A 26875-nucleotide genomic window follows, 5' to 3' on the forward strand; every position below is an offset into this window, starting at 1 on the left:
GTTATCCCTTCACCGAACCGGCGGCCATACCCTGCAGGATGAGGCGCTGGAAGAACAGCACCAGGATCAGCGGCGGCGCCACCGCCACCACGCCGGAGGCGGCCATCAGGGTGATCTGTGTGTTGAGGTCGGTCGCGAAGTTGGCCGCGATGACCGGAATCGTCTGCGACGAGATCGTGGAGGTCATGAACAGCGCGAACATGAACTCGTTCCACGCGGTCATGAAGGAGAAGATGGCCGCGGCGACCAGGCCCGGTGCCGAGATCGGCAGGAACACCGACCACATCATCCGGAACCAGCCGCACCGGTCGACCCGCGCCGCGTCCTCCAACTCCCTTGGTACGGAACGGAAATAGTCCTTCAGGATCCAGATCGTGATGGGCAGCGCGAACGTCGTGTACGACAGGATCAGCGCGCCGTAGGTGTCCAGCAGGTGCAGCGTACGCATCACCAGATAGAACGGGATGATGATGGCGATGCCCGGCACCATCCTGGTCATCAGGTAGACGATCAGCAGCACCTGGCTGCCCTTGAACTTGATCCGGGAGAACGAGTACGCCGCGAACGTCCCCAGCACCAGGTTGAAGACCGCCGTGCTGAACGCCACGATCAGGCTGTTCATCAGCGCGTACGGCGTGTCCTGCACGGCACGCGAGCCGACCAGCGCCTGGTCGGCGGTCGGGTTCACGAAACCGAGGAAGTTTTCCAGCGTCGGATGGTAGGGCAGGAAATGCGGCGGCACCGAGGCCGCGTCCACTTCGTGCATGAAGCTGAGGTTGACGATCCAGTAGAACGGCAACACCAGATACAGCACGAAGAACAACGCGAGCGTGTACAGCACGATTTTCCGCCACGGCAGCCTGGCCAGCAGCGGTCGCGAGGGAACAGCGGTCGTCATACCTCGATGCTCCCTTTCTTGTAGAGCGAAGACACGTATCCGATGGAGACCAGCAGCGTGACCAGCGTGATCACCCACGAGTACGCGCTGCCCAGGCCAAAGTCGGTGTAGGTCAGCACGGTCTTGACGTTGAGCACCGCGATGACGTTCGTGGCGTCGCCAGGCCCGCCGCCGGTGAGCACGTAAATCGTGTCGAAGGCGCGGAAAGCGTTCATCGTTTCGAGGATCAGAACGATGAGCAACGGATGCAGCAGCCACGGCAGCGTCACCTGGCCGAACCGCTGGAAGACTCCGGCGCGGTCGACCTTGGCCGCGTCGTAGAGCTCACCGGGGATGGTGGACAGGCCGGCGAGCAGGATGATGACGGTGAACGGCAACGTGTTCCAGACCTGCGCGAGCGCGGTGATCAGGAACGCCCCGGTCGGCGAGGTCAGCCACGCCTGGTAGGAGTCGATGACGCCGAGCTGGTAGAGCAATCCGTTCAGCGGGCCGGTTTTCGCGTCGAAGATGGTCCGCCACATCAGGCCGTTCACCACGCCCGGCATGGCCCACGGCAGCAGGACGAGGCTGCGTAACACACCGCGGCCGAGGAAGGTTTCGTTGAGCACCAAGGCAAGCGTGGTGCCGAGCAACACCGTCAACCCGAGCACCACGACGACGAAGGCGATGGTGACGCGTAACGAGGTGAGAAACTCCGGGTCGGTGACCAGGTTGACGTAGTTGCGAAACCAGACGAACTTCTGCAGCGCCGGCAGTTTCAGGTTGTACTTGTGCAGGCTCAGCCAGAACGAGTATCCGATCGGATACGCCACCAGGACGCCGATCACCACCATCGCCGGGGTGTTCAGCAGATAGGCCCGCAGGTTGTCGGTCAGGCCACGCGGTTTGCGCGGGCCGGCGCCGCCGCCGGCCGGTGTGCCGGACCTGGCGGCGGTCTTCACGACCGTTGTCGTCGACACGGCGTCAGGAGTACTTCTTCTTGAGGCCGCCGACGAAACTGGCCAGTGCCTTGACCGCGGCGTCCGGTGTGGTCTGGTTGTTGAGCAGCTGCTGTACGGTTTTCTGTTGCTGGTTCTCGTACTCGCTGTACCACGGCTGCTTGATCACCGACCGCGGCTTGGCCACCGAGGCGAGCTTGGCGTAGATCGCCGGGTCGGCGAACTTGGCCAGCTCGCTCTGCACCTGCGGGTCCTTTTCCAAAGCGCGGAACGGAAAGCCGAGCCCCTTCTGGTCGAACCAGAACTTCGCGGTGTACGGCACGCCGGTGGAGTCGAAGCCGCCGAGGTAGGTGAGCAGCTTGAACGCCTTGTCCTTGACCTGGGTGTCCTTGGCCAGACAGTACATCCGCGTGTTGCTGACCGTGCCGACCACGTTTCCGTCCAGGCTCGGGAAATAGCCGATCTTGAGTTTGCCGGCCTGCTGCGACTTCTTCGGGTCGTTGTAGTCGCGCAGGGCGTAACGCGCGCCGAGGGTGAACGCGTAACGGCCGGCCTTCATCGCGTTGTCCAGCGGCACCGGCAAAAGCTGCAGAACGGCGGGGTCGATGACCTTGCTGCTGGTCGCCGCCTTCTGCAGCCAGGTGAACACCGCCTTGGTGGCGGCGTCCTTGTCCATCGTCGGATTGCCGGCGTCGTCGAAAAGGTCGCCGCCGCTGGCGTACACCAGGCCCCAGACCCAGGCCCACCAGGTGTCCTGCAGCTGCGCGGTGATGCCGATCGGATACTGCAGGATGCCGGCGTTCTTGATTTTCAGCGACTGCTGCTCAAGCTCGTCCAAACTCTTGGGTGGCGCGGAGATCCCGGCCTTGTGCAGGATGTCGGCGTTGTAGATCAGGCACTGCGAGTCGGTGTAGTACGGCAGGCCGTATTTCTTGCCGTCGACGGTCATCGCCTTGGCGTTGGACGGATAGATGCCGGAATAGACCTGGTCGACGCCGGGCAGTCCGTCGATCGGCTGCAGGTACTCGGCGGCGACCCAGCCGGCCAGCGAGTCGTCGTAGACGTAAAGCGCGTCCGGGCCGCCGCCGGTGCTGAACTGCGCGACGGTTTTCTGCACGTACTGCGCGCTGGTGATCGGCGTGTACGCGACCTTGATGTCCTTGTTGAGGCTCTGGAACCGGTTGACGTTCTGCTGGACGAGCGCGGACTCGTAGTCCCAGCCGGCGAACTTCACCGCGCCGGTCCCGCTGTTCTCGCCGCCGCCGCAGGCGGCCAGCGTCGAGCCGAGCAGCGGTGCGCCGGCGGCGAGAGCACCGAGCTGGAGTACGCGCCGGCGGCTGAGCGAGGTTGACCGTGCGTCCATGGTGATCCTCTCTGTTGTCCCGGGGAGGGGGACGGACCTCGGGACGGGTGGTTCGGCTTTCAGTTGTCGTTGATCGTGGCCGAAATCGTGAGCTGATAGAGGTTGGTGGGCCGGCCCTTGCGGTTGACCTGCGCGCTGCCGCGCTGGACGGCCAGGCCGCTGGCGATCAGCTTGCGGATCAACCGCCGGCCGCTGGGATCGGTGATGCATAACGCATCGGCGAGGTCTCCCGGCGACAGCGGTTTGCCAGCGAGTTTGCGGTCCACCGCGGCCAACCGGGAGATGGTGGCGGCACTCAGGCCGGCTTTTCGGGCCAGCCGCTCAAGATCGGCGCCGTGCTCCCGGTAGGTGAAGCTCAGCGGCGTCGCGCCGGGCCGCAGCGGCCCGACCATCAGGCCGTCCTCGTCCATCAGGCAGCCGCACGGCGCACCGTACTGCTCGGCCTGCGCGGCCGCCTTTTCCGCCAGCAGTACGCATTTGCGCGCCGACGAGCCGATGCCGAAGCCGGCCGCCACCCGCAGGCCGAGATTGGCGTGTGCGGTGCCGACGACCGGCAGAGACGACCAGTTTTCGGTCACCTCGTTGAAAAGCGCGCGATGGGCCAACACGACCACACCGCGCCGGCCGCGGTTGTCGACCCACGCGTCGGCGAACTCCGGCGTGTTCAACAGCATGTTGAGCAGGCCGACCCTGGCGCGGTCCAGGTTGGAGTCCTTGTCGAAGCCGACGACGGAGAAAATGCCGGCCGCGAAGGAAAGCTCTCGCGCGCGATGGGACTGGATGCGCAGGATCAGCTCGTGCAGCTCGGCGCGTACGCTGGACTCCAGTGGTGCCACGTTGAGCAGCTGGTATTTGTGGCCGAGCCGCTTGGTCACCTCGCTTCGAACCGTGATGATGTAGCCACCGGGGTTCTCGGCCTGGAATTTCTGGTGGAAATCGATGATCTGGTCGTAGGAGATGTCCGGGTCGTACGGCAGGCAGGCGATCCGGTCCGGGTCCATGCCGAGGGCGCGGGTCACGTCCTGCACGACCGAGCGGTCGAAGGTGTCGATGCTGACCGGCACCGGGTCCCACCCCTGGCGCAGCGCGCGGCTGAGCGTCAGCGTCAGCTCCAGCGTGGTGTAGCGCGTGACGGTGAGCGGCAGGTCGGCCGGCAGGAAGTCGCGGCAGGCGTCGTGCGGCACCAGGCCGAGGATCATGCCGTCCAGGTGGACGCGCCGCAGCAGCGCCTTCACCTTGGGCCGGATCTCTCGCTCGTGGTCGTAGATCACCAGCTCCAGCTGCACACCGGTCAGCGTGCCGGCGGCCTCCACCAGCCGGTCCTGGTGGGAGCTGTGCAGCACGAGCCCCAAAACCATCCGCATGCGGCCGCCAATACGATCCATGTCCGTAAATAGCTCGTTGATCGATTGCGGGTACGCTTCCACCTCTCGGCGGCCCGGTCAAGGCTTCAACGGAACCAGACTGATTCAGTCCACATCCGGCAATCACAAAGCCGGACAAAGCCATCAATTGCGGTTACGGACCGTGATCAGGCCGACCGCGCCAGCCGCCATCGCGAGCGCCAGCGGAACGACGTACGCCGTCGTCGCGCCGAGAAAAAGCGTTCCGCCGACCAAAATGCTGGCCAGTCCGTAGCCGGCGCCATTGACAGCGTAGAGCGCGCCAAAGCCGGCGTCCCAGTCACTCTCCGGAAGGTCCTGCTGCAGTGCCATCGACCGCGTGGTGATCAGCGGTGCGGCGAACAGACCGGCCAGCACGGTCGAACCAGCAAGGACCGGAACACTGTTCGCGACAGCCGCCGGCAGCAGAGCGAGCGGGAGGGCGATCAACAGGACCGAAGCCTGCCGCTTCGGCGTCAGCGGCCACCGGCGCAGTCCATACGCGACACCGCCGAGCACGCTGGCGACCGAATAACCGGCGAAGAGTAAGCCGGTCAGGTTGGGGTCGGTGTGCAGGTCGACGAGCCGCGGCGGCGTCGCCACGTCCAGCGCGCCACCGATCGAGCCGGCGACCAGGCCGAGCGCCAACGTACCGGCCGCACGCGGCAGTTTTCCCATGCTCGCTGCTGTTTTGTCGCGTACGCGACCGGCCGTCGCGGCGGCGACCGCGTTGACCACCGCCATCACGGCGAGCGCCAGCCGCGGATCGGCGACCGCGGCCAGGCCGGCGACCAGCGCCGGCGCGACCGTCCAGGCGACCTCGAGGATGACCGTGTCGAGGCTGAACGCCTGGTGCCGCAACGATTTCTCCGACATCCGCGCCAGCGCGCCGCGCAGCAGGCCCTGGACTCCGGCGCCGGCCACGCCGGCAGCCGCGGCGAGCGCGACCAGGGCAGCGGCCGGCACGACGGTCGCGGTCGCCGCCGTCACCGCGTACAGGACCGCCCTGACCAGCAAGGCCACAGTCGGCCTGGACCATTTGGTGACGAACGGAGCCGCGACCGCCTCGCAGAGCATGTGGGCGCCGGACGCGAGGCCGCCGACGGTGAAGCTGCCGGCCGCCGAGGCGCCGAGGAGGACGAACGCGAGCGGCGCCATCGCGTCCGGAAAGCGCGAGCTGGCGGCGGTGGCGCACCACCATCCCCAGCCGCGCGTACGCACGACCTCTCGGTAGCCGACCAGACCGTTACCAGTCATATCTTTAGACGGTAACCGTCAGCGCCGCGCAGTTCAACTCGTACGCGGATAACGACAATCTCTGAATCCGAGGTAATTCCTCGCTGTTTCGTGGTGCGCGACTCAGCGGATTGACACTCCCGGATCGCTGCGGTTGTCTGGAGAAATGCACCGGTCACCGGCACTGACCAGGCGGCGGCACGTGGACTTCGCCCGTGTCACCGGCCAGGCCTGTCCGCGCTAAACCGGCGTTTTTCTCCCTTTTCTCGGCCGATCGTGGCCGCCTTTTCCCATGTCCGCACGCGTTCCGCGTGACGAAAGGACGAGTTCCGATGGCGTCCCCATTGGCGATGCACTGGTTTCTCCCCACCTACGGCGACAGCCGGCAGCTGGTCGGCGGCGGCCACGGCGTGCCGGTCGGCACGGCCGGCGGCGCGCGGCCGGCGACTCTCGGCTATCTCACCCAGATCGCGCGAGCGGCCGAACAACTCGGCTTCACCGGCGCGCTCACACCGACCGGCGCGTGGTGCGAGGACGCCTGGCTGACCACCGCTTTGTTGGTGGCACACACCGAAAAACTCAAGTTCCTGGTGGCTTTTCGGCCAGGTCTGGTGTCTGCGACGCTGGCCGCGCAGATGGCCGCCACCTACCAACGGCATTCCGCCGGCCGGCTGCTGCTGAACGTGGTGACCGGCGGCGAGCCGGCCGAACAGCGCGCATACGGCGATTTTCTCGACCATGACCAGCGTTACGCGCGTACCGGCGAATTTCTCCAGGTCATCCGCGCGTTGTGGCGCGGCGAGGAAGTCAGCCTGGACGGCCGGCACATCCAGGTCAGCGGCGCGAAACTGGACCGGCTGCCTGACCCGGTGCCACCGATCTATTTCGGCGGCTCGTCATCGGCGGCCGGACCCGTGGCGGCCGACTTTTCCGACGTATACCTGACCTGGGGCGAGCCGCCGGACAAGGTGGCGGAGAAGATCGGCTGGATCCGCAAGCTGGCCGCCGACCGCGGCCGGACCGTACGGTTTGGCATCCGGCTGCACGTCATCACCCGGGACACTTCCGACGAAGCCTGGTCACACGCACGAAAACTGCTGGACGCGCTCGACCCGGACGTTATCGCGAACGTCCAAAAAGGACTGTCGCGCAGCGAGTCCGAAGGCCAGCGGCGGATGCGTGAGCTGCATTCCGGATCCACCGACAACCTGGAGATCTATCCCAATCTGTGGGCCGGTGTCGGACTCGTACGCGGCGGCGCCGGCACCGCACTGGTCGGCAGCCACACCGAGGTCGCCGACCGGATCGCCGAATACCACGCGCTCGGCATCGACGAGTTCGTCCTGTCCGGCCATCCGCATCTGGAGGAATGCTGGTGGTTCGGCGAAGGCGTCCTTCCGCTGCTGCGCCAACGCGGGCTCTGGTCGGCGCCGGAGCAGGAGCCGGCGGCGTCGATCCCGTTCGCGAGCGCGCGATGAACCGCGTACGCACGGTCCTGGTCGCCAGCCTCATAGGCACCACCATCGAGTGGTATGACTTCTTCCTCTACAGCACCGCGGCCGCCCTGGTGTTTCCCGACTTGTTCTTTCCTGGCAACAATCCGGTCGCTTCGTCGCTGTTCGCCTTCGGCACCTTCGCGGTCGGCTTCGTGGCCCGCCCGGTCGGCGGTGTCCTCTTTGGACACATCGGCGACCGGCTCGGCCGGAAACGTACGCTGGTGACGACCATGGTCGTGATGGGGGCTTCCACCGCGCTCATCGGACTTTTGCCGCCGTACCAACAGATCGGCGTGGCTGCCCCCATCCTGCTGGTGCTCCTGCGCATCCTGCAGGGACTCGCGGTCGGCGGTGAATGGGGTGGCGCGGTGCTGCTCGCGGTGGAGAACGCGCCGGCCGGCCGGCACGGGCTTTTCGGCAGCGTGCCGCAGATCGGTCTCGGCCTCGGCCTGGCGCTGGGCACCGGCGCCTTCACTTTTCTGGGCCGGTGGCTCGGAAACGACGCCTTCCGCTCGGTGGGATGGCGTGCCGCTTTCGTGCTGAGCCTGCTGCTGGTGCTCATCGGTCTGGTCGTACGGATGCGCGTACTGGAAACGCCGGCATTCCGTGAGCTGAGCCAGACCGCGGCCGTACCGGTGCGGGAGCTTTTCCAGCTGCCGCGACACCGCCGCAACGTGTTGCTCGGCCTGCTGGCCAGGTGGGCCGAAGGCGCGTCGTTCAACACCTGGGGTGTTTTCGTCATCACCTACGCGACGGCGACGATCCATCTGCCGCGCACGGACGTCCTGGTGGCGGTGACGATGTCGGCGCTGGTGATGGCCGCGGTGGCGCCTTTCGCCGGCCGGCTGGCCGACCGGTATTCGCGCCGGCTGGTGTTCGGCATCGGCGTCGCCGGCTTCGGTCTCACCGTCGTGCCGTCCTTCGCCGTGCTGCGGCCCGGCCAGTCGTGGCTGTTTTTCGCTGTGGTCGGCCTGCAACTCGGCGTGTGGTATGGCCTGATGACCGGTGCCGAGTCGACGCTTTTCGCGGAGCTGTTCGACACGCGCGTCCGCTACACCGGAATGTCGTTGGTGTTCCAGGGATCGGGCATCTACGCCTCCGGCCTCACGCCGATGATCCTCACCGCGCTGCTGGCCGCCGGAGGCGCGACTCCGTGGCTCGCGGCCGGATATCTGGCGCTCACCGCGCTGATCAGCCTGCTGGCCGTCGGCCTCATCCGGCCGGCGGACACCACATTGGCGCCACCGAAGGAAAAGGAGCTCGCGCCGACCGGCTGATTGAGAACCGCCGATGGCGGGTACGCGCACGTCATATGACACGCAGACAGCTGCCACCGCGACTGTCGATGGCGGCCGGCGCGGTCGGTGTCTCGGCGTCGGCCATTTTCATCGACCTGTCCGGCGTCTCCCCCGGCACCGCCACGTTTTTCCGTTGTCTGCTGGCGTTGCCGGTGCTGTGGGCGCTCGCGGCATGGGAACGCCGGCACGGCGACAAGCCGTCGTGGCGCCAGCGCGGCATCGCGGCGGTCGCCGGTGCGTTGTTCGCCGGTGACGCTTTGCTGTGGACACAGGCGATTTTCGAGGTCGGCGCCGGACTTTCCACCGTATTGGTGAACGCGCAGGTCGTCATCGTGCCGCTGCTGGCATTGCTGGTCGATCGCGAACGGGTTGGGCGTACCTTCCTGGCGATCATGCCGGTGATGGTGATCGGCATCGTGCTGACCGGCGGCGTACTGGAGTCCGGTGCGTCCGGCCGCGATCCCTTGTGGGGGACGATCCACGCCGTACTCGCCGCACTGTGTTATTCCGGATTTCTGTTTTTGCTACGCCATGGCGGCCAGGACGGCATGGTGATCCAGTCCTACCGCGACGTGATCGTGACCGCGGCGGTCGTCGGCCTGCTGGTCGGCGCCGGGTGGCAAGGCGTCACGCTCGCTCCCGGTTGGAGCGCGCTCGGTTGGCTGGCCGCGACGGCGATCTGCGGCCAGGTCCTCGGCTGGCTGTTGGTGGCGCTCGCGACGCCTCGGCTGAGCAGCACGGTCGGTGCCGCGTTGTTGATGCTCACGCCGGTCGGCGCGCTGGTGTTGTCCGCGTTCGCGCTCGGCGAGCGGCCGACCCCGCCGCAAGTGGCCGGCTGTGTCCTCGTGCTCGGCAGCGCGTACGCCGTCGCCTCGCGGAAGCGGGCCGGCCGACCCCGGATTACGCTCTACAAACGTGACGACGGCGACGCGGATCTTCCTGGCCAGGCTGGCCGGCATCGCGGTGTTCGATCCGAACGCCGAGCCGGTCGGCAAGATCCGTGACGCGGTCGTCCGGCTCGGGTCGCATCCGCCCCGGGTCACCGGCCTGGTCGTGGACATCACGCAGCGGCGGCGGATCTTCGTGCCGATCGACCGGATTTCTTCTCTCGACGTGGACGCGGTGGTGTTGCGCAGCGGCACGGTCTCCCTGAAACGCTTCGAAAAACGGCTCGGCGAGACGCTCGTACTCGGCGAGCTGCTGGACCGGCGCGTCACCATGGCCGGCACGGGCACGGCGGCGACCGTCATCGACGTGGCGATGGAGAAGTCGCGCGGCGGCGACTGGCTGGTCAGCCGGTTGGCCGTACGACAGGCGGCGCCGAGTTTCCTGCAGCGCCGGCGCGGCCAGCTGCACCAGGTGGAGTGGGACGACGTGACCGGCCTGGCGCCGGCCGACGAGGACCAGGCCGCGGACACGCTGATCGAGATGCTGTCGGACATGAAGCCGGCCGACGTGGCCAACCTGCTGCACGATCTGCCGGAGAAACGGCGTAACGAGGTGGCCGCCGCGCTGGAGGACGAGCGGCTGGCCGACGTGTTGCAGGAGATGCCGGAGGCCGACCAGATCGCGATCCTGAAGTCGCTGGACACCGAGCGCGCCGCCGACGTGCTCGAGGCGATGGACCCGGACGACGCCGCCGACCTGCTGGCCGAGCTGCCGGAGCAGGAGAAGGAGAGCTTCCTCGGCCTGATGGAGGCCGACGAGGCGGCCGGCGTACGGCGGCTGCTGCTCTACACCGAGGGCACCGCCGGCTCGATGATGACGACCGAGCCGGTGATCGTGCCGGCGGACGCGACGGTCGCCGAGGCACTGGCGCGGATCCGGCTGTCGGAGCTGCCGCCGGCGCTGGCCGCGCAGGTCTACGTGTGCCGGCCGCCGGTGTCGACGCCGTCCGGGCAGTATCTGGGCCTGGTGCATTTCCAGCGGCTGCTCCGCGAGCAGCCCAGCGAGCTGGTCGGCGGCATCGTCGACACCGACATCGTGCCGCTGACCCCGCACACCTCGCTGCCGGACGTCACCCGGCACATGGCCACGTACAACCTGGTCGCGATGCCGGTCGTGGACGGTGAGCAGCTCGTCGGAGCGGTCACCGTCGACGACGTACTCGACCACCTGCTGCCGGACGACTGGCGCGAGAGGAGCCTGCATGGCTAGGAGGCCGCTGACCAGCCCAGGTGCGCGAGAGTCGGGATCCAAACGTCGTCTGCAGGTGCCGGACGAGGGCCCAAATAGCGGAGCTATGGTGGGCCGTCGGCCGGTGCCGGCAGGCGGCGTTTGGGCTCGGCTATCGCGTGCCTGGGCTGGTCAGCGGCCTCCTCGAGGACGGCGGCTGGATCAGCCCCGCGGGTCAGACCGCTTGGTGCTGCTCTCCGATCCCGACCTGTTCGGGCGGTTCGCCGAACGGGTCGCGCGGTTCTCCGGTACGGCGCAGTTCCTCATCTACATGACGGTCTTCATCGTCGCCTGGCTGCTGTGGAACACGCTGGCGCCCAAAGACCTGCAGTTTGACCCGTACACCTTCACGTTCCTGACGCTGCTGCTGAGCCTGCAGGCCAGCTATGCGGCGCCGTTCATCCTGCTGGCGCAGAACCGGCAGGCCGACCGCGACCGCGTCGGCCTGGAGGAGGACCGGCAGCGCGCCGCCGCCGCGAAGGCCGACACCGAGTATCTTGCGCGTGAGATCGCCGCGCTGCGGATCGCGCTCGGCGAGGTCGCCACTCGCGACTTCGTACGCTCGGAGCTGCAGCGGCTGCTGGAGGAACAACGCAGCGACGACAAACCGCGTCGTAAGCGAGAGCGGGTGGGATCCTCGCCATGGACGAGCCCAACGCCCCCAACGACGACTGGATCGGCTGGCTGACGATCGCCGGCGGGGTGGTGTGCTGCCTCGTCGTCCTGACCGCGATCGTGGTAGGAATCGTGTTGTTGGTGCGGCGAACGCGCAAGAGATAGGACTCTGACGGTGGCAGAGGTCACGGCATCGGCGGCCCGGGTGCTCGACGCTCCGGCCAACCGGGTTTTCGCCGCGGTGCGCGACTATTCCGGCGTACGGCAGCGGATCCTGTCGCCGCAGTTCAGCGACTACGAGGTGCAGGACGGCGGCACCGGCGCCGGCACCTCGGTGCACTGGAAGCTGCAGGCCACCAAGAGCCGCGTACGCGACTGCCTCCTCGACGTGACCGAGCCGGCCGCGCAACAGCTGGTCGAGACCGATCGCAACTCCAGCATGGTGACGACGTGGACGGTGTCCGCGGCCGGTGACCGTACGGAGGTGCGCATCGACACCCGGTGGAACGGCGCCGGCGGCATCGGCGGCTTCTTCGAGAAAACCTTCGCGCCGCTGGGGCTGCGCCGCATCTACGACGAGCTGCTCGGCAACCTGGCCACCGAAGTCGGCAAGTGACTCTCCTTACCTGTGGACAACGCTTTTCCACGATTTTTCGCCGGTAAAGTTGGCCCCCTCCCAACCGGGTGGGGGGCGGGTTCGCGTGGCAACGTAACAAAGTAGAAAAACGATCTTGGTCCGCCGCGGCCGGACGCGCGCATGGTGGCCATGCGCGCATCAGCCGTCAGAACAGCAGGCGTACGAGCGCGGCCACCACAGCCGCCACCACCACGATCACGATGAACGGCGCGCGCAGAGCCAGAGCGATCACCGCCGCCGCGAGACCGGCCGTACGGGCGTCGATCACCAGCCGCTGACCGCTCGCGAACGCCTCCACCGCCAACAACGCGGCCAGCAGCGCCACCGGCAGCAACTCGATGGCACGGCGTACGCGCGGCCGCTCCAGCACGGCGTTGACGCGGGGGACGCCGGGCAACAGCAGGCCGGTCACCTTGATCAGATAGCTGCCGACCGCGGCGACCACGATCGCGATCCACAGGGTCATCGCCGCATCACCACCGGCAGGATGACCAGGCCGGCCAGCAGCACCGGTACGCCTGGCGGCAGCAGCGGCGTCGTCACCAACGCGACCGCGGCCCCGGCCACCGCGACCAGCCGTTCGACCCGGCCAGCGCGCAGCCGCGGCGCCAGCAGGCCGAGGAAGGCGGCCGGCGCTGCCGCGTCCAGGCCGAAGGTCGCCGGGTCGCCGAGTACGCTCGCGCCGGCCGCGCCGACCAGCGTCATCGCGTTCCACAACAGGTAGACCGAGCCGCCGGTCAGCCAGAACCCGAGCCGCGACAGCTCCGGCGTCGGCTGGACGACGGCGACCGCGGTGCTCTCGTCGATCGTCACCTGCGCCGCCGCGAGCCGCCGCCAGCCGCGTACGTCGAGCAGCCCGGCCAGACGTACGCCATACATCGCGTTGCGCGCACCGAGCAGCAGCGCCGACGCGACTCCGCTGGTCAGTCCGGCCGCCGGACCGGCGGCGGCGATCACGCCGACGAGCGCGAACTGGCTGCCGCCGGTGAACATCAGCAGGCTGAGCGCGCAGGTCTGCCAGACGTCCAGGCCAGCCGCGGTGCCGGCGGCACCGAAGGCCACGCCGTACGCTCCGGTCGCGGCACCGACGGCCAGCGACGCGCGGACGACCGACCGCCGGTCGGCGGTCGTGGTTGGAGCGGTCATGCCGGCGACGCTACGTACGCGCCGGCGCCGGCTCTTGAACGTTCTTGCGCAGCCGCTCGGCCCGGTAGGCCCCCGGTGGTACGCCGACGAACTGCTTGAACTGCCGGCTCAGGTGCGCCTGGTCGGCGAAGCCGGCGAGCGCCGCGGCCAGCGCCGGTGGCTCACCGGCGTCGAGCAGCGCGCGCGCCTTGTTGACCCGCTGCTGGACCAGCCACCGGTGTGGCGGCAGGCCGGTCTCCGCGCGGAAGGCGCGTACCAGCGCGTACTGTGTCATGCCGGCCACCTCGGCCAGCTGCTCCAGCGACGGCGGGTCGACGAGCCGGTCGGCCAGCATCTCCTGGACCAGCCGCACCTGCGCCGGCCGCGGCCGCGGCGGCCGGAATCGTACGCCGGCCGCGTGCCGGCGCACCAACGTGCCGAAGGCCTGCAGGAGAAGGCCGCTGGCGGCCAGCGGCGAGCGTTCGTCGTGTGCGGCACGGTGTGCGGCGCGCAGCAGCATGCCGGTCACCGGATCGTCCATGACCGCGGCGGGGAAGGCGGGCAGGCCACGCTGCGCGGTCACCTCGGTGGCGACCGCGGCCAGCACGTCGGCCGCCGGATAGAACATCTGGTAGGACCAGCCGTCCGGGTCGCCGGCCTGACCGGTGTGTACGCGGTCAGGCTCGATGGCCACGATCGCGCCGTGGCCGGCGACATGGCTGTCGCCGCGATAGTCGAAAGCCTCCAGCCCGCCGGTGATGACGCCGATCGCATAACCGGAGTGGGTGTGGCGGCCGAACGAGTGCGTGACATACCTCGCACGCAACAGGTCCGTCCCCGGCACGCCGGGGTGGCGCCAGTGCCGTGCGACCTCCTTCATGACCTCGATGCTATGTCGCCGCGACCAAGATCATTTTCATTACATATGTACATTCCACGCGAACCCACCCCCCACCCGATCTGGGTGGGGGCCAACATTGGCAGGTGGGTACGACAGTTTCTGGCCGTAGCGGGTAGTGGCGGGAGGAGCCGTCCGTACGTGCGCCGCCTAGCATGAGTGGCATGTCCGCACCGACAACGAACGCGCCAAGCGAGGACGCGGTCCGGCAGGCGCTGGCCGGGGTCAACGACCCGGAGATCCGCCGGCCGATCACCGACCTCGGCATGGTCAAGGACGTACGGGTCAGCCCGGACGGCAGGGTGCAGGTGGCGATCTACCTGACGGTCGCCGGCTGTCCCATGCGCGACACGCTGACCCGCGACATCACCGCGGCCGTCGGCACGCTCGACGGCGTCGCCGAGGTGACCGTCGACCTGGACGTGATGAGCCAGGAGCAGCGCAGACAGCTGCAGGAGAAGCTGCGCGGCCCGGGCCGCGCCGAGCCGGTCATCCCGTTCGCGCAGCCGGGGTCGCTGACCCGCGTGTACGCGGTCGCGTCCGGCAAGGGCGGGGTCGGCAAGTCCTCGGTCACCGTCAACCTGGCCGCCGCGCTGGCCGCCAAAGGCCTGTCGGTCGGGGTCGTCGACGCCGACATCTACGGCTTCTCGGTGCCGCGCATGCTCGGCGTCGACGGCAAGCCGACCAAGGTCGAGGAGATGATCATGCCGCCGCAGGCGCACGGCGTGAAGGTCATCTCGATCGGCATGTTCACCCCCGGCAACACCGCGGTCGTCTGGCGCGGACCGATGCTGCACCGCGCGTTGCAGCAGTTTCTGGCCGACGTCTTCTGGGGTGACCTGGACGTGCTGCTGATGGACCTGCCGCCGGGCACCGGTGACATCGCGATCAGCGTCGCGCAGCTCGTACCCTCCGCCGAGATCCTGGTCGTCACCACGCCGCAGCAGGCCGCCGCCGAGGTCGCCGAGCGCGCCGGTTCGATCGCTCTGCAGACCCACCAGCAGGTCGTCGGCGTCGTGGAGAACATGTCCTGGCTGGAGCTGCCGGACGGCCAGCGGATGGAGGTGTTCGGCTCCGGCGGTGGCGAGGCGGTCACCGAGGCGCTGAGCCGGTCGCTGGGGACCAAGGTGCCGCTGCTCGGCCAGATCCCGCTGGACCCGGTCGTACGCGAGGGCGGCGACGCCGGCATGCCGGTCGTGCTGTCCGACACCGACAGCGCGGCGGCCACGGCACTGCGCGCGGTGGCCGACAAGCTCGCCGCGCGCAAGCGTGGCCTGTCCGGGATGTCCCTCAAGCTCTCCCCGGCCTAGCCCATTTTCGGAACGCCCTTTCCGTGCGTTCCGAAAAGCGGTCAGGTGGCGTCGAGGTCGTACGGGGCCGCGCTGCCGGCCGGCTGCTCCGCCTTGCTCAGCGACACCGTCGAGGTGCCCTTGCTCAGGCTCAGCGGCTCGTCGTTGATCGAGTCGGTCACCGACTGCACCTCGCCGAAGGCCTGCCGCAGCGGCGCGGACAGGTCGCTGACCTCCTCGTCGGAGAGCAGGTGCTTGCGGACGAACGTACGCGGGTTGAGGTCGGTGATGTCGATGTCGGTGCCGAGCTCGTTCTGCAGCTCGCTGGTGGCGTTGCGGGCCATCTGTCGCGCCGACCGCAGGAACCTCGCCGCATCGCCGATCACTTTCGGCAGCCGCTCCGGCCCGAAGATGAACAGGCCGATGAGCACCAGGCAGATGATCTCCATCCAGCCGAGATTCTCGAACACCTGGCACTCCTTTTTTCGGTCTGGAGTCCAGCGTACGTGCCTGCCGGCGGCTGTCTACCAAACTCCGGTCAAGTTAGCGGAACAGGTCAGGAAGTCTCGTCAGGACGTCTCGGCCAGGACGATCGTCGCCTTCACCGTGCTGCCGCCGCGGACGTACTCGACCGGCACCGACGTGCCGGCGGCGAGCTTGCGGGTCAATGCGATCAGCTCCACCTGGTCGGCGATGAACTTGCCGTTGAACCTGGTGACGACGTCGCCGTCACGCAGCCCGGCCTTCTGCGCCGGTCCGCCGGCCTGCACACTCTTGAGCCGTACGCCGCCGTTGGGCAGGTCGGCCGGGTCGAGCGTCGCACCCATCACGGTACGTTTCGCGGTGCCCTGCCGGCCCGGGCCGGAGGTGGCGATGATCTGGCCGGCGACCCGCTTGGCCAGGTTGATCGGGATGGCGAAGCCGATGCCGATGCTGCCCTTGCCGCCGGAGCCGGGGACCTGCGCGATCGAGCTGTCCACGCCGACGACCCGGCCGCCGCCGTCGACCAGCGGGCCGCCGGAGTTGCCGGGGTTGATCGACGCGTCGGTCTGCAGCGCCGCCGTGTAGACCGGCTCCGCACCAGTGGAGGTGCCGTTCTGGTCACCGCCGGTCACGACCGGCCGGTCGAGCGCGCTGACGATGCCGGAGGTGACCGTGCCCTGCAGGTCCAGCGGCGAGCCGAAGGCGACGACCGGATCGCCGACGGCGACCTTGTCCGAGTCGCCGAACGGCAGCGTGACCAGGCCGGTCTTGGCGACCTTGATGACCGCGATGTCGGAGTTGGGGTCGCGGCCGACGATGGTCGCGTCCAGGCTGGTGCCGTCGGAGAAGACCGCCTTCAGCGTGCCGCCGTTGGCGGCCGGCTCGGCGACGTGGTTGTTGGTGATGATGTAGCCGTCCTGGCGTACGACGAAGCCGGACCCGTTGCCGGACTCGGTCTGGCCGCGGATCTCGACCGACACCACCGCCGGCTGCACCTTCTGCGCGATCGCCGCGATGGTGCCGGGCGACCGGTTGGCCAGCGGCGGCGTGCCGCCACCACCGCCGAAGACGTTGCCGACACCGGCGCCGCCACGAGAGGCGGCCACGTAGCCGAGCGCGCCACCGAGCGAGCCGGCCAGCAGCGCCACAACCACGGCCACGATCGCCAGCAGGCCGAGGCCGACCTGGCGCGACGGCCGCGCGGCCGGTAGGTCGGCCGGCGGCGGTGCCGGTGGTGTCGGCGGCTGCGGCGGCAGCCAGGCCGGCGCCGAGCCGGGGTCGCGCCACGGGTCGCGCTGCGCGTCCGGGACCCACCACGGCGACTGGTCCGCCGACCCGGTCGCCTGACCGGTCGCCTGACCGGTCGCATAGCCCGCGGTGGCGCCATACGACTGCGGCGCTGCGGCGCCGTAACCGTTGGTGCCGGCCGGAGCGTACGACGACTGTCCGGCCGGGCCGGAGCCGCCGCCGGGCGCCGCGGAGCCGTAGCCGTTGCCGGCCGCCGCTGAGCCGTACGGCACCTGCTGCGTGGCCGACTGCTGCGGCTCCGGTCGCGTTGTCAGATCGGGATCGGTGGCTTCCGGAGCCCACTCCGACCGGTGTGTCCCCGGCTGCGGTGTCCCCGGCTGCGTGCCAGCGCCGTCTCCAGCCTGCGGCTGACCCTCCTCAGGCACGGAAGGGCACCTCCTGCTCCGAACTCGTTCGCGTCATCACAATCCATCTGGAGCACGACGGCGTGCCGTCCCCGTCACACCATCAGTCGAACGGGTTGATCCAGGATGCCACCCGAGAGATGCCACGTCCGATCCGACCGAGCACGCTGGTGTCCGGCGCGTGGTGCGGCAGCGCGATGACCGCTCCGTCCACGACCGTCTCCGGCGCGTCCGACACCAGCGTATAGACGGTGTCACCCCCGGCCCATACAACCGTTCGATACAGCCCGGAGTTGGCGTACACCGTAGCGTCGCCGACCTTGTCCTGGTGGAAGCCTTTCAGGTTCTTGCCATCGAGTTGGCCGCGCTGGACGAACAGCGAGGTCGAGAACAGCCCGTCCGAGAAGCTGAGCTGGACGACCTGCCGGCCGTCCCAGGTCAGCTGGTACGCGCGATAGCGCTGCATGTGGCCGGGCAGCACGTCCGGCAGCGGCCAGCCGTCGGCGCGCAACGCCACGACCTGCGCGTCGGTCAGCTGCTTCGGCTGCGACACGTGCTGTTGCCTGGTCGAGGCGGTCGGACTCGGCGCGCGGCCGGTCGAGTTGGCCGCGCCGTCCGGCGCCGGCGGGCCCTCCATGCCGGGGTTGTCGGCGTCCGCGCCCACGGCCAGCTCGACGTACACCGACGTACGGATGACGTGGCCGCCGGCGTACAGCTGCCGGCGCAGCATCAGGCCGGTCGCCTCGTCGAGCCACAGCTTGGCCGCCACCATGCCGTCGTCGCGGTCGCGGACGGCGACCACGTACGTGGACCGGCCGATGCATTGGTCGCTGCCGAGCACGGCGAGCGTGTAGCCGTGCGTCAGGGTCGCCAGCACCAGCTCGTCCATGCCGTCGTCGACCGGGTCCTGGGTCGGCTCACCCGGCACCTGGGCGAGGCTGTCCTCGACCCTGGTGACCGTGCCGCGGCCGGGATAGTGCCAGACGTCGACTGTCACGTCGGGCCCCGGCCCGGTGAGGACCTTCGCTCCGGAGTAGATGACCTGGCGGCTCGCGGTGACCGCACGCTGCAGCAGCGCCATCGCCGGCTCTTCGGCCGTGGTGAGCGCGCGCTGCGTACGGTCGATGACGCCGGGGTTGACGAGCTGGTCGTCCGCGTCGTGTCCCGGTCCGGCGGCGTACACCAGGCCGGCGCACAACGCCGCGCCGAGGACGCCGGCACTGATAGCGATGACGACGCGCCTCGCCCCGCCCCACGGTGCTGGTGGTCCGGTGCGGGGCCTGCGTCGGGGCCGGCGCGGGAGCAACGACTAGCGACCGCCGCGACTGTCGAAGGCCGCGGGGTCGAGATTGACGGCGGGGTCGCCACCGGGCAGCAGGTTGGCGCTGCGGCTGTGTTCGACCGTGTATGCCATGACCGGGGGACGGACGATGTCGGCCTGCTCCGGCGCGCCAACCGCGGCCACCACCCCCATGCTCACCGCGAACGCGGCGAAACCGCCGGTGGCGCCGACGACCACGGTGCGCCGCACCGGGCCGGGACGGTGCCGGCGGTCGCGCACCGGGACGGTGCGGAAGGTCGCCTGCATGCGTACGTCTGGCAGCGAGAAGCCGGCGTGCCCGCCGTAGCCGGGATCGTCGTCGTCGCCGGGGTTGGCGTCCGGGATGGCCCGCAGGCGGTCGGCGAGGCCGCTCGGTGCCTCCGGTCCGCCGAGGCCGCCGAGCATGTTCTTGAGCCGGCGCTGCGCCTCGACCTCGGCGCGGCAGGCCGGACAGCTGGCCAGGTGGGCGAGCGCGCGGTCACGCGCGTGGTGGCCGAGCGTGCCGTCGGTGACCGCCGCGGCCAGCTCGCCGAGGTGGCGCTCCGATGCCGGGGAACTCACAGCTCGCCTCCGAAACCACCGCTGGTGAATGCAACGCTACGCCGGAGGAGGAAGGGACACGTCACGTACGTCCCCCCACCACCCCGTCGTCTCGATCGCCGACCGCGCGCAGCCGGCGCGGGGTGCGGTGTTCGAGCGCCGAACGCAGCGCCGCGCGGCCTCGGTGGATCCGACTGCGGACCGTACCGATCTTGATGCCGAGCGTCGCCGCGACCTCTTCGTACGACAGGCCCTCCACGTCGCAGAGCACGACCGCGACACGGAAGTCAGGTGAGAGGGAGTCCAGCGCGGCCTGGATGTCGTCGTCGAACCGCTCGTCCGCGTACGCCTCCTCCGGCGTACGCGTGCTGCCGGCCAGCCGCTCCGCGTCGTCGGGCAACGCGGAGAACCGGATCCGGGCCTTGCGGCGGACCTGGTCCAGGAACAGGTTGGTGGTGATGCGGTGCAACCAGCCGGCGAAGGTGCCGGGCGAGAAGCCGTCCAGCGACCGGAAGACCCGGACGAACACGTCCTGCGTCAGGTCCTCGGCGTCGTGCCGGTTGCCGGTCAGCCGGTAGGCCAGCCGGTAGACCCGCGCGGAGTGCTCACGGACGATCTCGTCCCAGCTCGGCGGCTGCCAACCGTCGATGACGTTACCCGGGAGCGCGTCGGGCACGGCGTACCCCTTCCAGCCGAGGCTTGCGGTCGCATCCATCGTGCACCGCCTTCCTCCGGCCGACATCATCCCCGAGTCGCGTCATGCGTCCCACCCATGACCGATCTCGTCCCCTCTCAAGTGCACGAACGGCCGAGACCCCGGCAGCGTTCCCGATCCGGCCGATTCACCCTCCGATAGCACAGATCTGCCCCTCCGGCGCACCGCCACTCGTCCGTCCGGCCACCACCTACCCGCTACGGCTCGAAATTGTCGTACCCCCCTGCCAATCTGGGCCCCCACCCAGATCGGGCGGGGGTGGGTTCGCGTGGTTACTTACCTAAGTTCAAAGTTGATCTTGGTCCAGCACTGATGTAGCGCTAAACGCCCGATGTGTCGGAATAGTGGACGCACGCAAGGACGCCTTGCGTGCGTCTGTTGCACGTAAGGAGGCCATGCGTGCGTGGGGCGCGTGACGCCTGGGGTCAGAGTGATCCACGATGCTTTTGAGGCGGCGACCAAGATCATTTTCGCGTATTGGTTGCAACCTCTCAGACCCACCCCCCACCCGACCACTGGGTGGGGGCAATTCTTCGGAGTAGGTACGACAGTTTCGGCCTGGTCGGCCTGAGTTGGACGATCGGCACGGCGTGTCGCGGCCGTGGACGCGCCGTGCGGCCGGTGTGCTGGCTCTAATAGGCTTGCGCGCGCTCACCGCGCACGCGGGGACGTAGGCGGGAGGTGCGCCATCACCGGTTGGGTGTCGTCGGTCACCACGATCGCCGACAGCATCGAGTACGTCGAGGGTTACATCGGCGAGGACGAGGTGCTGGCGGCGGCGCGTGGCCGGGCCGCCGAGGTGGGGTGCCGCGCCGTCGGTCCCGGAGCCGGCGCGGCCCTGCGGCTGCTGGCCAGCCTGGTCTCGGCGCGCGCGGTGGTGGAGGTCGGCACCGGCACCGGGGTCAGCGGGCTCTGGCTGCTCCGCGGCCTCGGCACCGCCGGCATCCTCACCAGCATCGACACCGAGTCCGAGCACCAACGGCTGGCTCGCCAGACGTTCGCCGACGCCGGCGTCGCACCGGGTCGCTTCCGGCTCATCAACGGCCGCGCCGGTGACGTCCTCCCCCGGCTCGCCGACGGGTCGTACGACGTCGTGTTCATCGACGCCGACCCCGGCAACTACTCGACCTACCTCACCCAGGCGGTTCGCCTGCTGCGCGCCGGCGGGGTGCTGGCGGTCAACAACGTGCTCGCCGACGGGCGTACGGCCGACGCCGCGGCACGCGACCCGGAGGCCGTCGCGCTGCGCGGGATCGCCTCCGCCGTACGCGACGACGACCGTTTCGCCGCCGCGATGCTGCCGGTCGGCGACGGCCTGCTCGCCGCCACCCTGCTGCACACCGGCTGACTCACGAGGCCAGCAGGAAGCCGAGCAGGCCGGTGAGCACCAGCCAACACAGCAGCAGCCCGATGATCGCCGGCCGTCGCGGCGCGCCGCGAAACATCCCGTAGCCGATCAGTCCGGCACCGACCAGCGCGAGCGTCGCGGCGACACCGCTGAGAAACCCGTCGACGACGGTCATCAGGACGTCGGTGTTCGGCGAGCCGGCGGTCAGCGCCAGCCGGACGAACTCGAAAAGCACGATGACCGCGGCGGCCGACGCCAGGATCAGGCCCAGCCGGACCCGGCGGGTGCCGGTGGTGAGAGAGTCGTACGGCAGCCTCACGGCTCGACTCGTTCCCCTTTCCCCAGCACGACGATCCCCGACTCGGTGACGCGGTGCCGCAGCCGGTCCCGGTCGGCCTCGACTCCGAGGGTGGCGCCGGGTGGTACGAGCACATTCTTGTCCACAATGGACCGTCGGACCACCGCACCGGGGCCAATGCGTACGCCGGGCATCAACACCGAGTCCTCGACGACGGCGCCGTCGGCGACGTGTACGTCCGGCGACAGCACCGAGTTGCGGACCGACCCGCTGATGATGCAGCCGGTCGACACGATCGAGTCGGCGGCCATGCCGCCCAGCACAAACTTCGCCGGCGGCAGCTGCGGCGGGTTGGTCAGGATCGGCCACTGCCGGTTGTAGAGGTTGAAGATCGGGTGCACCGACACCAGGTCCATGTGCGCCTCGAAATACGAGTCGAGCGTGCCGACGTCACGCCAGTAGCCGCGGTCGCGCGGCGTCGCTCCCGGCACCTCGTTGCGGTCGAAGTCGTAGACCTCGGCGTCGGACTTGCGCACCATCATCGGAATGATGTTCGCACCCATGTCGTGCGCTGAGCCGGGGTCGGCGGCGTCGACGCGTAATGCCTCCAACAACGCCTCGGTGCGAAAGACGTAGTTGCCCATCGACGCGAAACTGCTGTTCGGGTCGTCCGGCAGACCAGGCGGATCGGCCGGTTTCTCCAGAAACCCGGTGATCGTACGTCCGTCGTCGGCGGTGTCGATGACGCCGAAACCGGTGGCCTGCTCGCGGGGTACGCGGATGCCGGCGACCGTCACGCCGACGCCGGAGTCGATGTGCGCGTCGACCATCTGCCGCGGGTCCATCCGGTAGACGTGGTCGGCGCCGAACACCACGATGTGGTCCGGGTCCTCGTCGTACACCAGGTTCAGCGACTGGTAGATGGCGTCCGCCGAGCCGGTGTACCAGCGCGGGCCGAGCCGCTGCTGCGCCGGCACCGGTGTGACGTAGTCGCCGAGCAACGCCGTCATCCGCCAGGTCTGCGTGACGTGCCGGTCCAGCGAGTGCGACTTGTACTGGGTGAGTACGCAAATGCGGCGGAAGCCGGCATTGACCAGATTGGACAGCACGAAGTCGACGAGCCGGTACTGGCCGCCGAACGGCACCGCCGGCTTGGCGCGGTCGGCCGTCAGCGGCATCAGCCGCTTGCCCTCGCCGCCGGCCAGCACGATTCCGAGCACCGAACGTCCTGTTCCCACGCCAAGCACCCTAGTGTGATGACCATGCGGGTGGCATTGCTGACGAACGAATATCCGCCGACCATTTACGGCGGCGCCGGCGTACACGTGGACTTCCTGGTCCGGTCACTGGCCACCATGCTGGACGTCGACGTGCACTGCTTCGGCCCGGACCGTGACGGCGCCGTCGCGCACCGGCCGCCGACCGAGCTGGCCGATGCGAACGCCGCATTGCGCACGGTCGGCACCGACGTGCTGATGGCCGCGGCGGTCGACCCGGCGACCGACCTGGTGCACTCGCACACCTGGTACACCGGCCTCGCCGGCCACCTCGTGTCGTTGCTGCACGACATCCCGCACGTGGTGACCGCCCATTCCCTGGAGCCGTCGCGGCCGTGGAAAGCCGAACAGCTCGGCGGCGGCTACGCGTTGTCGACGTGGGCCGAGCGCACCGCCTTCGAGGCGGCCGACGGCGTCATCGCGGTGAGCGCCGGGATGGCGTCCGACATCATCCGCGCCTATCCCGGCGTACGGCCGGAGCGGATCCACGTGATCCACAACGGCGTCGACACCGACTTCTACGCGCCGGACCCGGCACCGGAGAGCGTACGCGCGCTGGGGGTCGACCCGGACGTGCCGTACGTGATCTATGTCGGCCGGATCACCCGCCAGAAGGGCCTGCCACATCTGCTGGCCGCCTGCCACGAGCTGCGGCCCGGCGTACAGATCGTGCTGTGCGCGTCGGCGCCGGACACGCCTGAGATCGAGGCGGAAGTCCGGTCCGAAGTGGACAGTCTGCGCGCGGCGCGCGGCGGTGGCGTTGTGTGGCACGAAAAAATGCTGCCGCGGCCGGATCTCATCAAGCTCCTGTCGCACGCGCGCGCGTTTGTGTGTCCGTCTGTCTACGAGCCACTGGGGATCGTCAACCTGGAGGCCGCGGCCTGCGGCACGGCCGTCGTCGCCAGCGACGTCGGTGGCATCCCGGAGGTGGTCGCCGACGGCGAGACGGGCCTGCTGGTGCACTATGACAGCGCTCTCGTGCCCGCGTACGAGGCCGGACTCGCCGCCGCCATCAACCGACTGATCGACGACCCCACCGAAGCCAAGTCGATGGGCGCCGCCGGCCGGGAACGCGCCGTCCGCGAATTCCGCTGGTCGATCATCGCCGAACAAACCCGCGCCGTCTACCAGTCCCTCCTCGCGACCCGCTGATTACCCGCTACAGCGCGAAACTGTCGTACCCCCCTGCCAATCTGGGCCCCCACCCACATCGGGTGGGGGGTGGGTTCGCGTTGGAAACTCAGATAAGTTCGAAATTGATCTTGATCGTACGACGCCGGGCGCCGATGTAGCGCTAAACGCCCCATTTGCCGGGCCGGCAGATGCACGCAAGGCCACCTTGCGTGCATCCAGTGCAAGCATGGGGGCCATGCTTGCAGCCGTGGCGTGACTCCTGTGACCAGAGTGACCACCGAGGCGTCGACCAAGATCAACTTTGAATTACCTGTGCAACCTCTCAGACCCACCCCCCACCCGGCCACTGGGTGGGGGCAATTTTTCGGGGTGGGTACGACAGTTTCGCCCTGTAGCGGGTAAATGGTGGGGTCGGCGGGAGAATGTCAGACCCGGCGGCCATGCTGGGGTGGTGACTGAGAGCATGCAGCTGCCCGCCGCGCAGCCGTTCGATCTCCGGGCTTCGTTGCGCGCGATGGCTTACTTCCGGCCGGCCGATATTGACGACCAGACCATCGACGGCGACCGGGTGCGCAAGGCGCTGGCCGTCCGGCGTGGCGCGAAGGACGCGGCGGTGGTCGTCGACGTGTCGCCGGAAGGTGACGGCGTACGGGTCGAGGCGCACAACGCCAGGAAGGCCGAGTTGCCGGCGATCGGCCGGATGGTCGCCGACTGGCTGTCGCTGGACGACGATCCGGGGCCGTTCCTGCGGATCGCCGCGAAGGATCCGCCGATGCGCGACATCCTTGCGGCCACCAGAGGTCTGCATCAGGTGCGCTTCCCCAGCCTCCCGGAAGGTGTCTGCTATTTCATGCTGACCCACCGCACCTCGCAGGCCGTGGCGGCCGGTCGCAAGCGGCGGATCGCGGCGGCGTACGGTCCGCGGCTGACCGTCGGCGGCGCCGAGCATGTGGCCTTTCCGACGCTGGAGACGTTGGCCGGGTTGACCGCCGGCGAGCTGCGTCCGTACGCGGCCAACGACCAGCAGGCCAACCGGCTCGCGGCGGCGATCGCCGGCGTCAACGACCTCGGTGAGGAGTGGCTGCGAGAGGCGCCGACCGGCGAGGTGCTGACGGCGTTGCGGCGCATTCACGGCATCGGCGAGTTCACCGCGAGCGCGATCGCGCTGCGCGTGCTCGGCCGGCCGGTGTCGCCGCCGCTGACGATGCCGCAGTTCGCCGGGGTCATCGAGCAGGTCTACCAGGGCCGGCGGACGGCGGACGAGCTGACGAAGGCGTACGGCGAGCAGGTGGCGCACTGGACGTACGTGAGCCGCACCGGGCTCGGCTGGCTGGAGCGGACATGAGTCGGCCCCGGCACCAGGCCGGGGCCGCGGATCGTATGTGGACTCAGCTCTTGATGTTCTTCAGCGCTTCTCCGAGGTCGTTGGCCTCGTCGGCCGACATCTCGACCACGAGCCGTCCGCCCCCCTCCAGTGGGACCCGCATGACGATGCCGCGTCCCTCCTTGGTGACCTCGAGCGGACCGTCACCCGTCCGCGGCTTCATGGCCGCCATGTCGAAACTCCCCTCGACCGGTGGCCGCACCGGTGCGACGGCCACTCCCTTACCACCCGGTATCCCGACCTACACCGCCGACAGCGCCAGCGCAAGCTGCGTGAATGCGGACCGGTTCCCGGAGACAACGGCCATTATTCTCCTGCATGACGGCCTTCGCTCCCAAACCGGGTCGGCGATGCCGGCGCGTCGGCGATACTGGGGAACACCATCGCGTCAGGAGGGGAAACCGTGCCGGACTCGCTCACCGTCGACGTTGCCGAGGCCGTCGCCACGGTGGTTTTCAACCGTCCCAAGGCAATGAACGCGCTCGACCGTGAGCTGAAGGAAGCGCTGAAGGCGACCCTGCCGGAGCTGTCCGCCGACCGGAAGGTGCGCGCGATCGTCCTCACCGGCGCCGGCGACCGGGCCTTCTGCGTCGGACAGGACCTGCGTGAGCACCTGGCGCTGATCGAGGCCGGCGACCCGGCGCCACTGTCCACTGTGGCCGATCACTACAACCCGATCACGCTGGCCATCGCCGAGGCGCCGAAGCCGGTGATCGCGGCCGTACGCGGCACCGCCGCCGGTGCCGGCGCGTCTTTCGCGTACGCGGCCGACATCCGCTTCGGCGGTCCGTCGACGTCGTTTCTGATGGCTTTCGCCAACATCGGCCTGACCGCCGACTCCGGCGCGTCGTGGACGCTGCAGCGGCTGGTCGGCTATGCGAAGGCGACCGAGCTGATGATGCTGGCGACCAAGGTCGGGGCGGAGGAGGCCGCCCGGCTCGGCCTGCTCACCACCCTGGTCGACGACGACGAGAAGGTGCTGCCGGCCGCACAGGAACTGGCGGCCCGCCTCGCCGCCGGCCCCACCGTCGCGTACGCGCAGATCAAGCGCAGCCTGGCCTTCTCGGCATCGCACTCACTCACCGACAGCCTGGCCGTCGAGGACGCTGCCCAGACCGCCGCCGGCGCGACCGCCGACCACGCCGAGGCGGTGGCCGCCTTCGTCGCCAAACGCCAGCCGGTCTTCCGGGGCGAGTAATCCGGCGAGTCCACTTCCGACACGCCGAGCCCACTTCGAAACTGTCGTACCCCTCGACCAAAGTTGCCCCCACCCAGTGGTCGGGTGGGGGGTGGGTCGAGAGGCTCACCATGACGCAAATTTCGTCAAGGCGAAAGGCCTCTCACCCACCCCCCACCCCGTCCTGGGTGGGGGC

Annotated in this window: 27 protein-coding genes; 11 read left to right on the top strand and 16 right to left on the bottom strand. The window is 69.1% G+C overall.

What is annotated here, in order from left to right:
- Window position 1: 1 nt before the first annotated feature.
- The 5 genes from GNX95_RS30095 to GNX95_RS30115 form a co-directional block, all read right to left on the bottom strand.
- Window positions 2-898, bottom strand: a complete 897-nt coding sequence (locus GNX95_RS30095) for a carbohydrate ABC transporter permease (protein ID WP_163511071.1) — start codon at window positions 896-898, stop codon at window positions 2-4.
- Window positions 895-1857, bottom strand: coding sequence for a carbohydrate ABC transporter permease (locus GNX95_RS30100; RefSeq protein ID WP_163511072.1), 963 nt, complete (start codon window positions 1855-1857; stop codon window positions 895-897). The genes GNX95_RS30095 and GNX95_RS30100 overlap by 4 nt, the downstream gene beginning before the upstream one ends.
- Before the next feature lie 4 nt (window positions 1858-1861).
- Window positions 1862-3199: an ABC transporter substrate-binding protein gene (locus tag GNX95_RS30105; RefSeq protein WP_163511073.1), complete on the bottom strand. Its 1338-nt coding sequence runs from the start codon at window positions 3197-3199 to the stop codon at window positions 1862-1864.
- Between the two features lie 59 nt (window positions 3200-3258).
- Entirely contained in the window at window positions 3259-4584 is a 1326-nt protein-coding gene (locus tag GNX95_RS30110; RefSeq protein ID WP_222854043.1) for a helix-turn-helix domain-containing protein, read from the bottom strand.
- Window positions 4585-4707: 123 nt separating this feature from the next.
- Window positions 4708-5838 (bottom strand): MFS transporter, encoded by a 1131-nt coding sequence (locus tag GNX95_RS30115; protein WP_163511074.1) that lies wholly within the window; start codon window positions 5836-5838, stop codon window positions 4708-4710.
- 311 nt (window positions 5839-6149) lie between these two features.
- On the opposite strand from GNX95_RS30115, the gene GNX95_RS30120 reads away from it, so the two are divergent.
- From GNX95_RS30120 to GNX95_RS30145, 6 genes are all read left to right on the top strand, one after another.
- Complete coding sequence (locus GNX95_RS30120; protein WP_163511075.1) at window positions 6150-7295, top strand: LLM class flavin-dependent oxidoreductase; 1146 nt, start codon at window positions 6150-6152, stop codon at window positions 7293-7295.
- Window positions 7187-8590 (top strand): MFS transporter, encoded by a 1404-nt coding sequence (locus GNX95_RS30125; RefSeq protein WP_163511076.1) that lies wholly within the window; start codon window positions 7187-7189, stop codon window positions 8588-8590. The genes GNX95_RS30120 and GNX95_RS30125 overlap by 109 nt, the downstream gene beginning before the upstream one ends.
- Before the next feature lie 35 nt (window positions 8591-8625).
- Window positions 8626-9615 carry a DMT family transporter gene (locus GNX95_RS30130; RefSeq protein ID WP_222854044.1) on the top strand — a complete coding sequence of 330 codons (990 nt, stop codon included), beginning with the start codon at window positions 8626-8628 and terminating at the stop codon, window positions 9613-9615.
- On the top strand, window positions 9527-10768 hold the full coding sequence (locus GNX95_RS30135) for a magnesium transporter MgtE N-terminal domain-containing protein (protein ID WP_163511077.1): 1242 nt from the start codon (window positions 9527-9529) through the stop codon (window positions 10766-10768). Before GNX95_RS30130 ends, GNX95_RS30135 begins: the two co-directional genes overlap by 89 nt.
- A 202-nt stretch (window positions 10769-10970) precedes the next feature.
- Entirely contained in the window at window positions 10971-11474 is a 504-nt protein-coding gene (locus GNX95_RS30140) for a DUF1003 domain-containing protein (RefSeq protein ID WP_246281805.1), read from the top strand.
- Window positions 11475-11576: 102 nt separating this feature from the next.
- On the top strand, window positions 11577-12017 hold the full coding sequence (locus GNX95_RS30145; RefSeq protein ID WP_163511079.1) for an SRPBCC family protein: 441 nt from the start codon (window positions 11577-11579) through the stop codon (window positions 12015-12017).
- Window positions 12018-12183: 166 nt separating this feature from the next.
- Here GNX95_RS30145 and GNX95_RS30150 read toward each other — a convergent pair whose 3' ends face one another.
- From GNX95_RS30150 to GNX95_RS30160, 3 genes are read right to left on the bottom strand one after another with little or no spacing between them, the layout of a single operon-like run.
- Window positions 12184-12504: an AzlD domain-containing protein gene (locus GNX95_RS30150; protein ID WP_163511080.1), complete on the bottom strand. Its 321-nt coding sequence runs from the start codon at window positions 12502-12504 to the stop codon at window positions 12184-12186.
- Entirely contained in the window at window positions 12501-13184 is a 684-nt protein-coding gene (locus GNX95_RS30155) for an AzlC family ABC transporter permease (protein ID WP_163511081.1), read from the bottom strand. Before GNX95_RS30155 ends, GNX95_RS30150 begins: the two co-directional genes overlap by 4 nt.
- Window positions 13185-13194: 10 nt before the next feature.
- The gene (locus tag GNX95_RS30160; protein ID WP_163511082.1) at window positions 13195-14043 is read right to left on the bottom strand and encodes a helix-turn-helix domain-containing protein; all 849 of its coding nucleotides are present in this window, start codon (window positions 14041-14043) and stop codon (window positions 13195-13197) included.
- Between the two features lie 182 nt (window positions 14044-14225).
- On the opposite strand from GNX95_RS30160, the gene GNX95_RS30165 reads away from it, so the two are divergent.
- Window positions 14226-15371 carry an Mrp/NBP35 family ATP-binding protein gene (locus GNX95_RS30165; protein ID WP_163511083.1) on the top strand — a complete coding sequence of 382 codons (1146 nt, stop codon included), beginning with the start codon at window positions 14226-14228 and terminating at the stop codon, window positions 15369-15371.
- Window positions 15372-15412: 41 nt separating this feature from the next.
- Here the strand turns inward: GNX95_RS30165 and GNX95_RS30170 are convergent, their stop codons facing one another.
- From GNX95_RS30170 to sigE, 5 genes are all read right to left on the bottom strand, one after another.
- On the bottom strand, window positions 15413-15820 hold the full coding sequence (locus GNX95_RS30170; protein WP_163511084.1) for a sec-independent translocase: 408 nt from the start codon (window positions 15818-15820) through the stop codon (window positions 15413-15415).
- Window positions 15821-15919: 99 nt separating this feature from the next.
- Window positions 15920-17506 carry a S1C family serine protease gene (locus GNX95_RS30175; RefSeq protein WP_222854045.1) on the bottom strand — a complete coding sequence of 529 codons (1587 nt, stop codon included), beginning with the start codon at window positions 17504-17506 and terminating at the stop codon, window positions 15920-15922.
- An 82-nt stretch (window positions 17507-17588) separates the two neighbouring features.
- Entirely contained in the window at window positions 17589-18683 is a 1095-nt protein-coding gene (locus tag GNX95_RS30180; protein WP_163511085.1) for a sigma-E factor regulatory protein RseB domain-containing protein, read from the bottom strand.
- A gap of 111 nt (window positions 18684-18794) precedes the next feature.
- Entirely contained in the window at window positions 18795-19367 is a 573-nt protein-coding gene (locus tag GNX95_RS30185; RefSeq protein ID WP_163511086.1) for an anti-sigma factor, read from the bottom strand.
- Window positions 19368-19428: 61 nt separating this feature from the next.
- The gene (gene sigE / locus GNX95_RS30190) at window positions 19429-20061 is read right to left on the bottom strand and encodes an RNA polymerase sigma factor SigE (protein WP_163511087.1); all 633 of its coding nucleotides are present in this window, start codon (window positions 20059-20061) and stop codon (window positions 19429-19431) included.
- Window positions 20062-20761: 700 nt separating this feature from the next.
- Between sigE and GNX95_RS30195 the strand changes: the two genes are divergently transcribed.
- Window positions 20762-21409 (top strand): O-methyltransferase, encoded by a 648-nt coding sequence (locus tag GNX95_RS30195; RefSeq protein WP_163511088.1) that lies wholly within the window; start codon window positions 20762-20764, stop codon window positions 21407-21409.
- A gap of 1 nt (window position 21410) precedes the next feature.
- Here the strand turns inward: GNX95_RS30195 and GNX95_RS30200 are convergent, their stop codons facing one another.
- Together GNX95_RS30200 and glgC are read right to left on the bottom strand one after the other, a co-directional pair.
- Window positions 21411-21728, bottom strand: a complete 318-nt coding sequence (locus GNX95_RS30200; RefSeq protein WP_163511089.1) for a hypothetical protein — start codon at window positions 21726-21728, stop codon at window positions 21411-21413.
- Window positions 21725-22945 carry a glucose-1-phosphate adenylyltransferase gene (gene glgC, locus GNX95_RS30205; protein ID WP_222854046.1) on the bottom strand — a complete coding sequence of 407 codons (1221 nt, stop codon included), beginning with the start codon at window positions 22943-22945 and terminating at the stop codon, window positions 21725-21727. Before glgC ends, GNX95_RS30200 begins: the two co-directional genes overlap by 4 nt.
- A 24-nt stretch (window positions 22946-22969) precedes the next feature.
- On the opposite strand from glgC, the gene glgA reads away from it, so the two are divergent.
- A complete protein-coding gene (glgA, locus tag GNX95_RS30210; protein ID WP_163512022.1) occupies window positions 22970-24136 on the top strand; it encodes a glycogen synthase in 1167 nt (388 codons plus the stop codon).
- A 433-nt stretch (window positions 24137-24569) separates the two neighbouring features.
- Window positions 24570-25463 (top strand): DNA-3-methyladenine glycosylase family protein, encoded by an 894-nt coding sequence (locus GNX95_RS30215; protein WP_163511090.1) that lies wholly within the window; start codon window positions 24570-24572, stop codon window positions 25461-25463.
- A 43-nt stretch (window positions 25464-25506) separates the two neighbouring features.
- Here GNX95_RS30215 and GNX95_RS30220 read toward each other — a convergent pair whose 3' ends face one another.
- A complete protein-coding gene (locus GNX95_RS30220) occupies window positions 25507-25674 on the bottom strand; it encodes a DUF3117 domain-containing protein (protein WP_163512023.1) in 168 nt (55 codons plus the stop codon).
- Window positions 25675-25905: 231 nt separating this feature from the next.
- On the opposite strand from GNX95_RS30220, the gene GNX95_RS30225 reads away from it, so the two are divergent.
- On the top strand, window positions 25906-26700 hold the full coding sequence (locus GNX95_RS30225; protein WP_163511091.1) for an enoyl-CoA hydratase/isomerase family protein: 795 nt from the start codon (window positions 25906-25908) through the stop codon (window positions 26698-26700).
- Window positions 26701-26875 lie beyond the last annotated feature (175 nt).

The organism is Fodinicola acaciae (assembly GCF_010993745.1).
Lineage (GTDB): Bacteria > Actinomycetota > Actinomycetes > Mycobacteriales > HKI-0501 > Fodinicola > Fodinicola acaciae.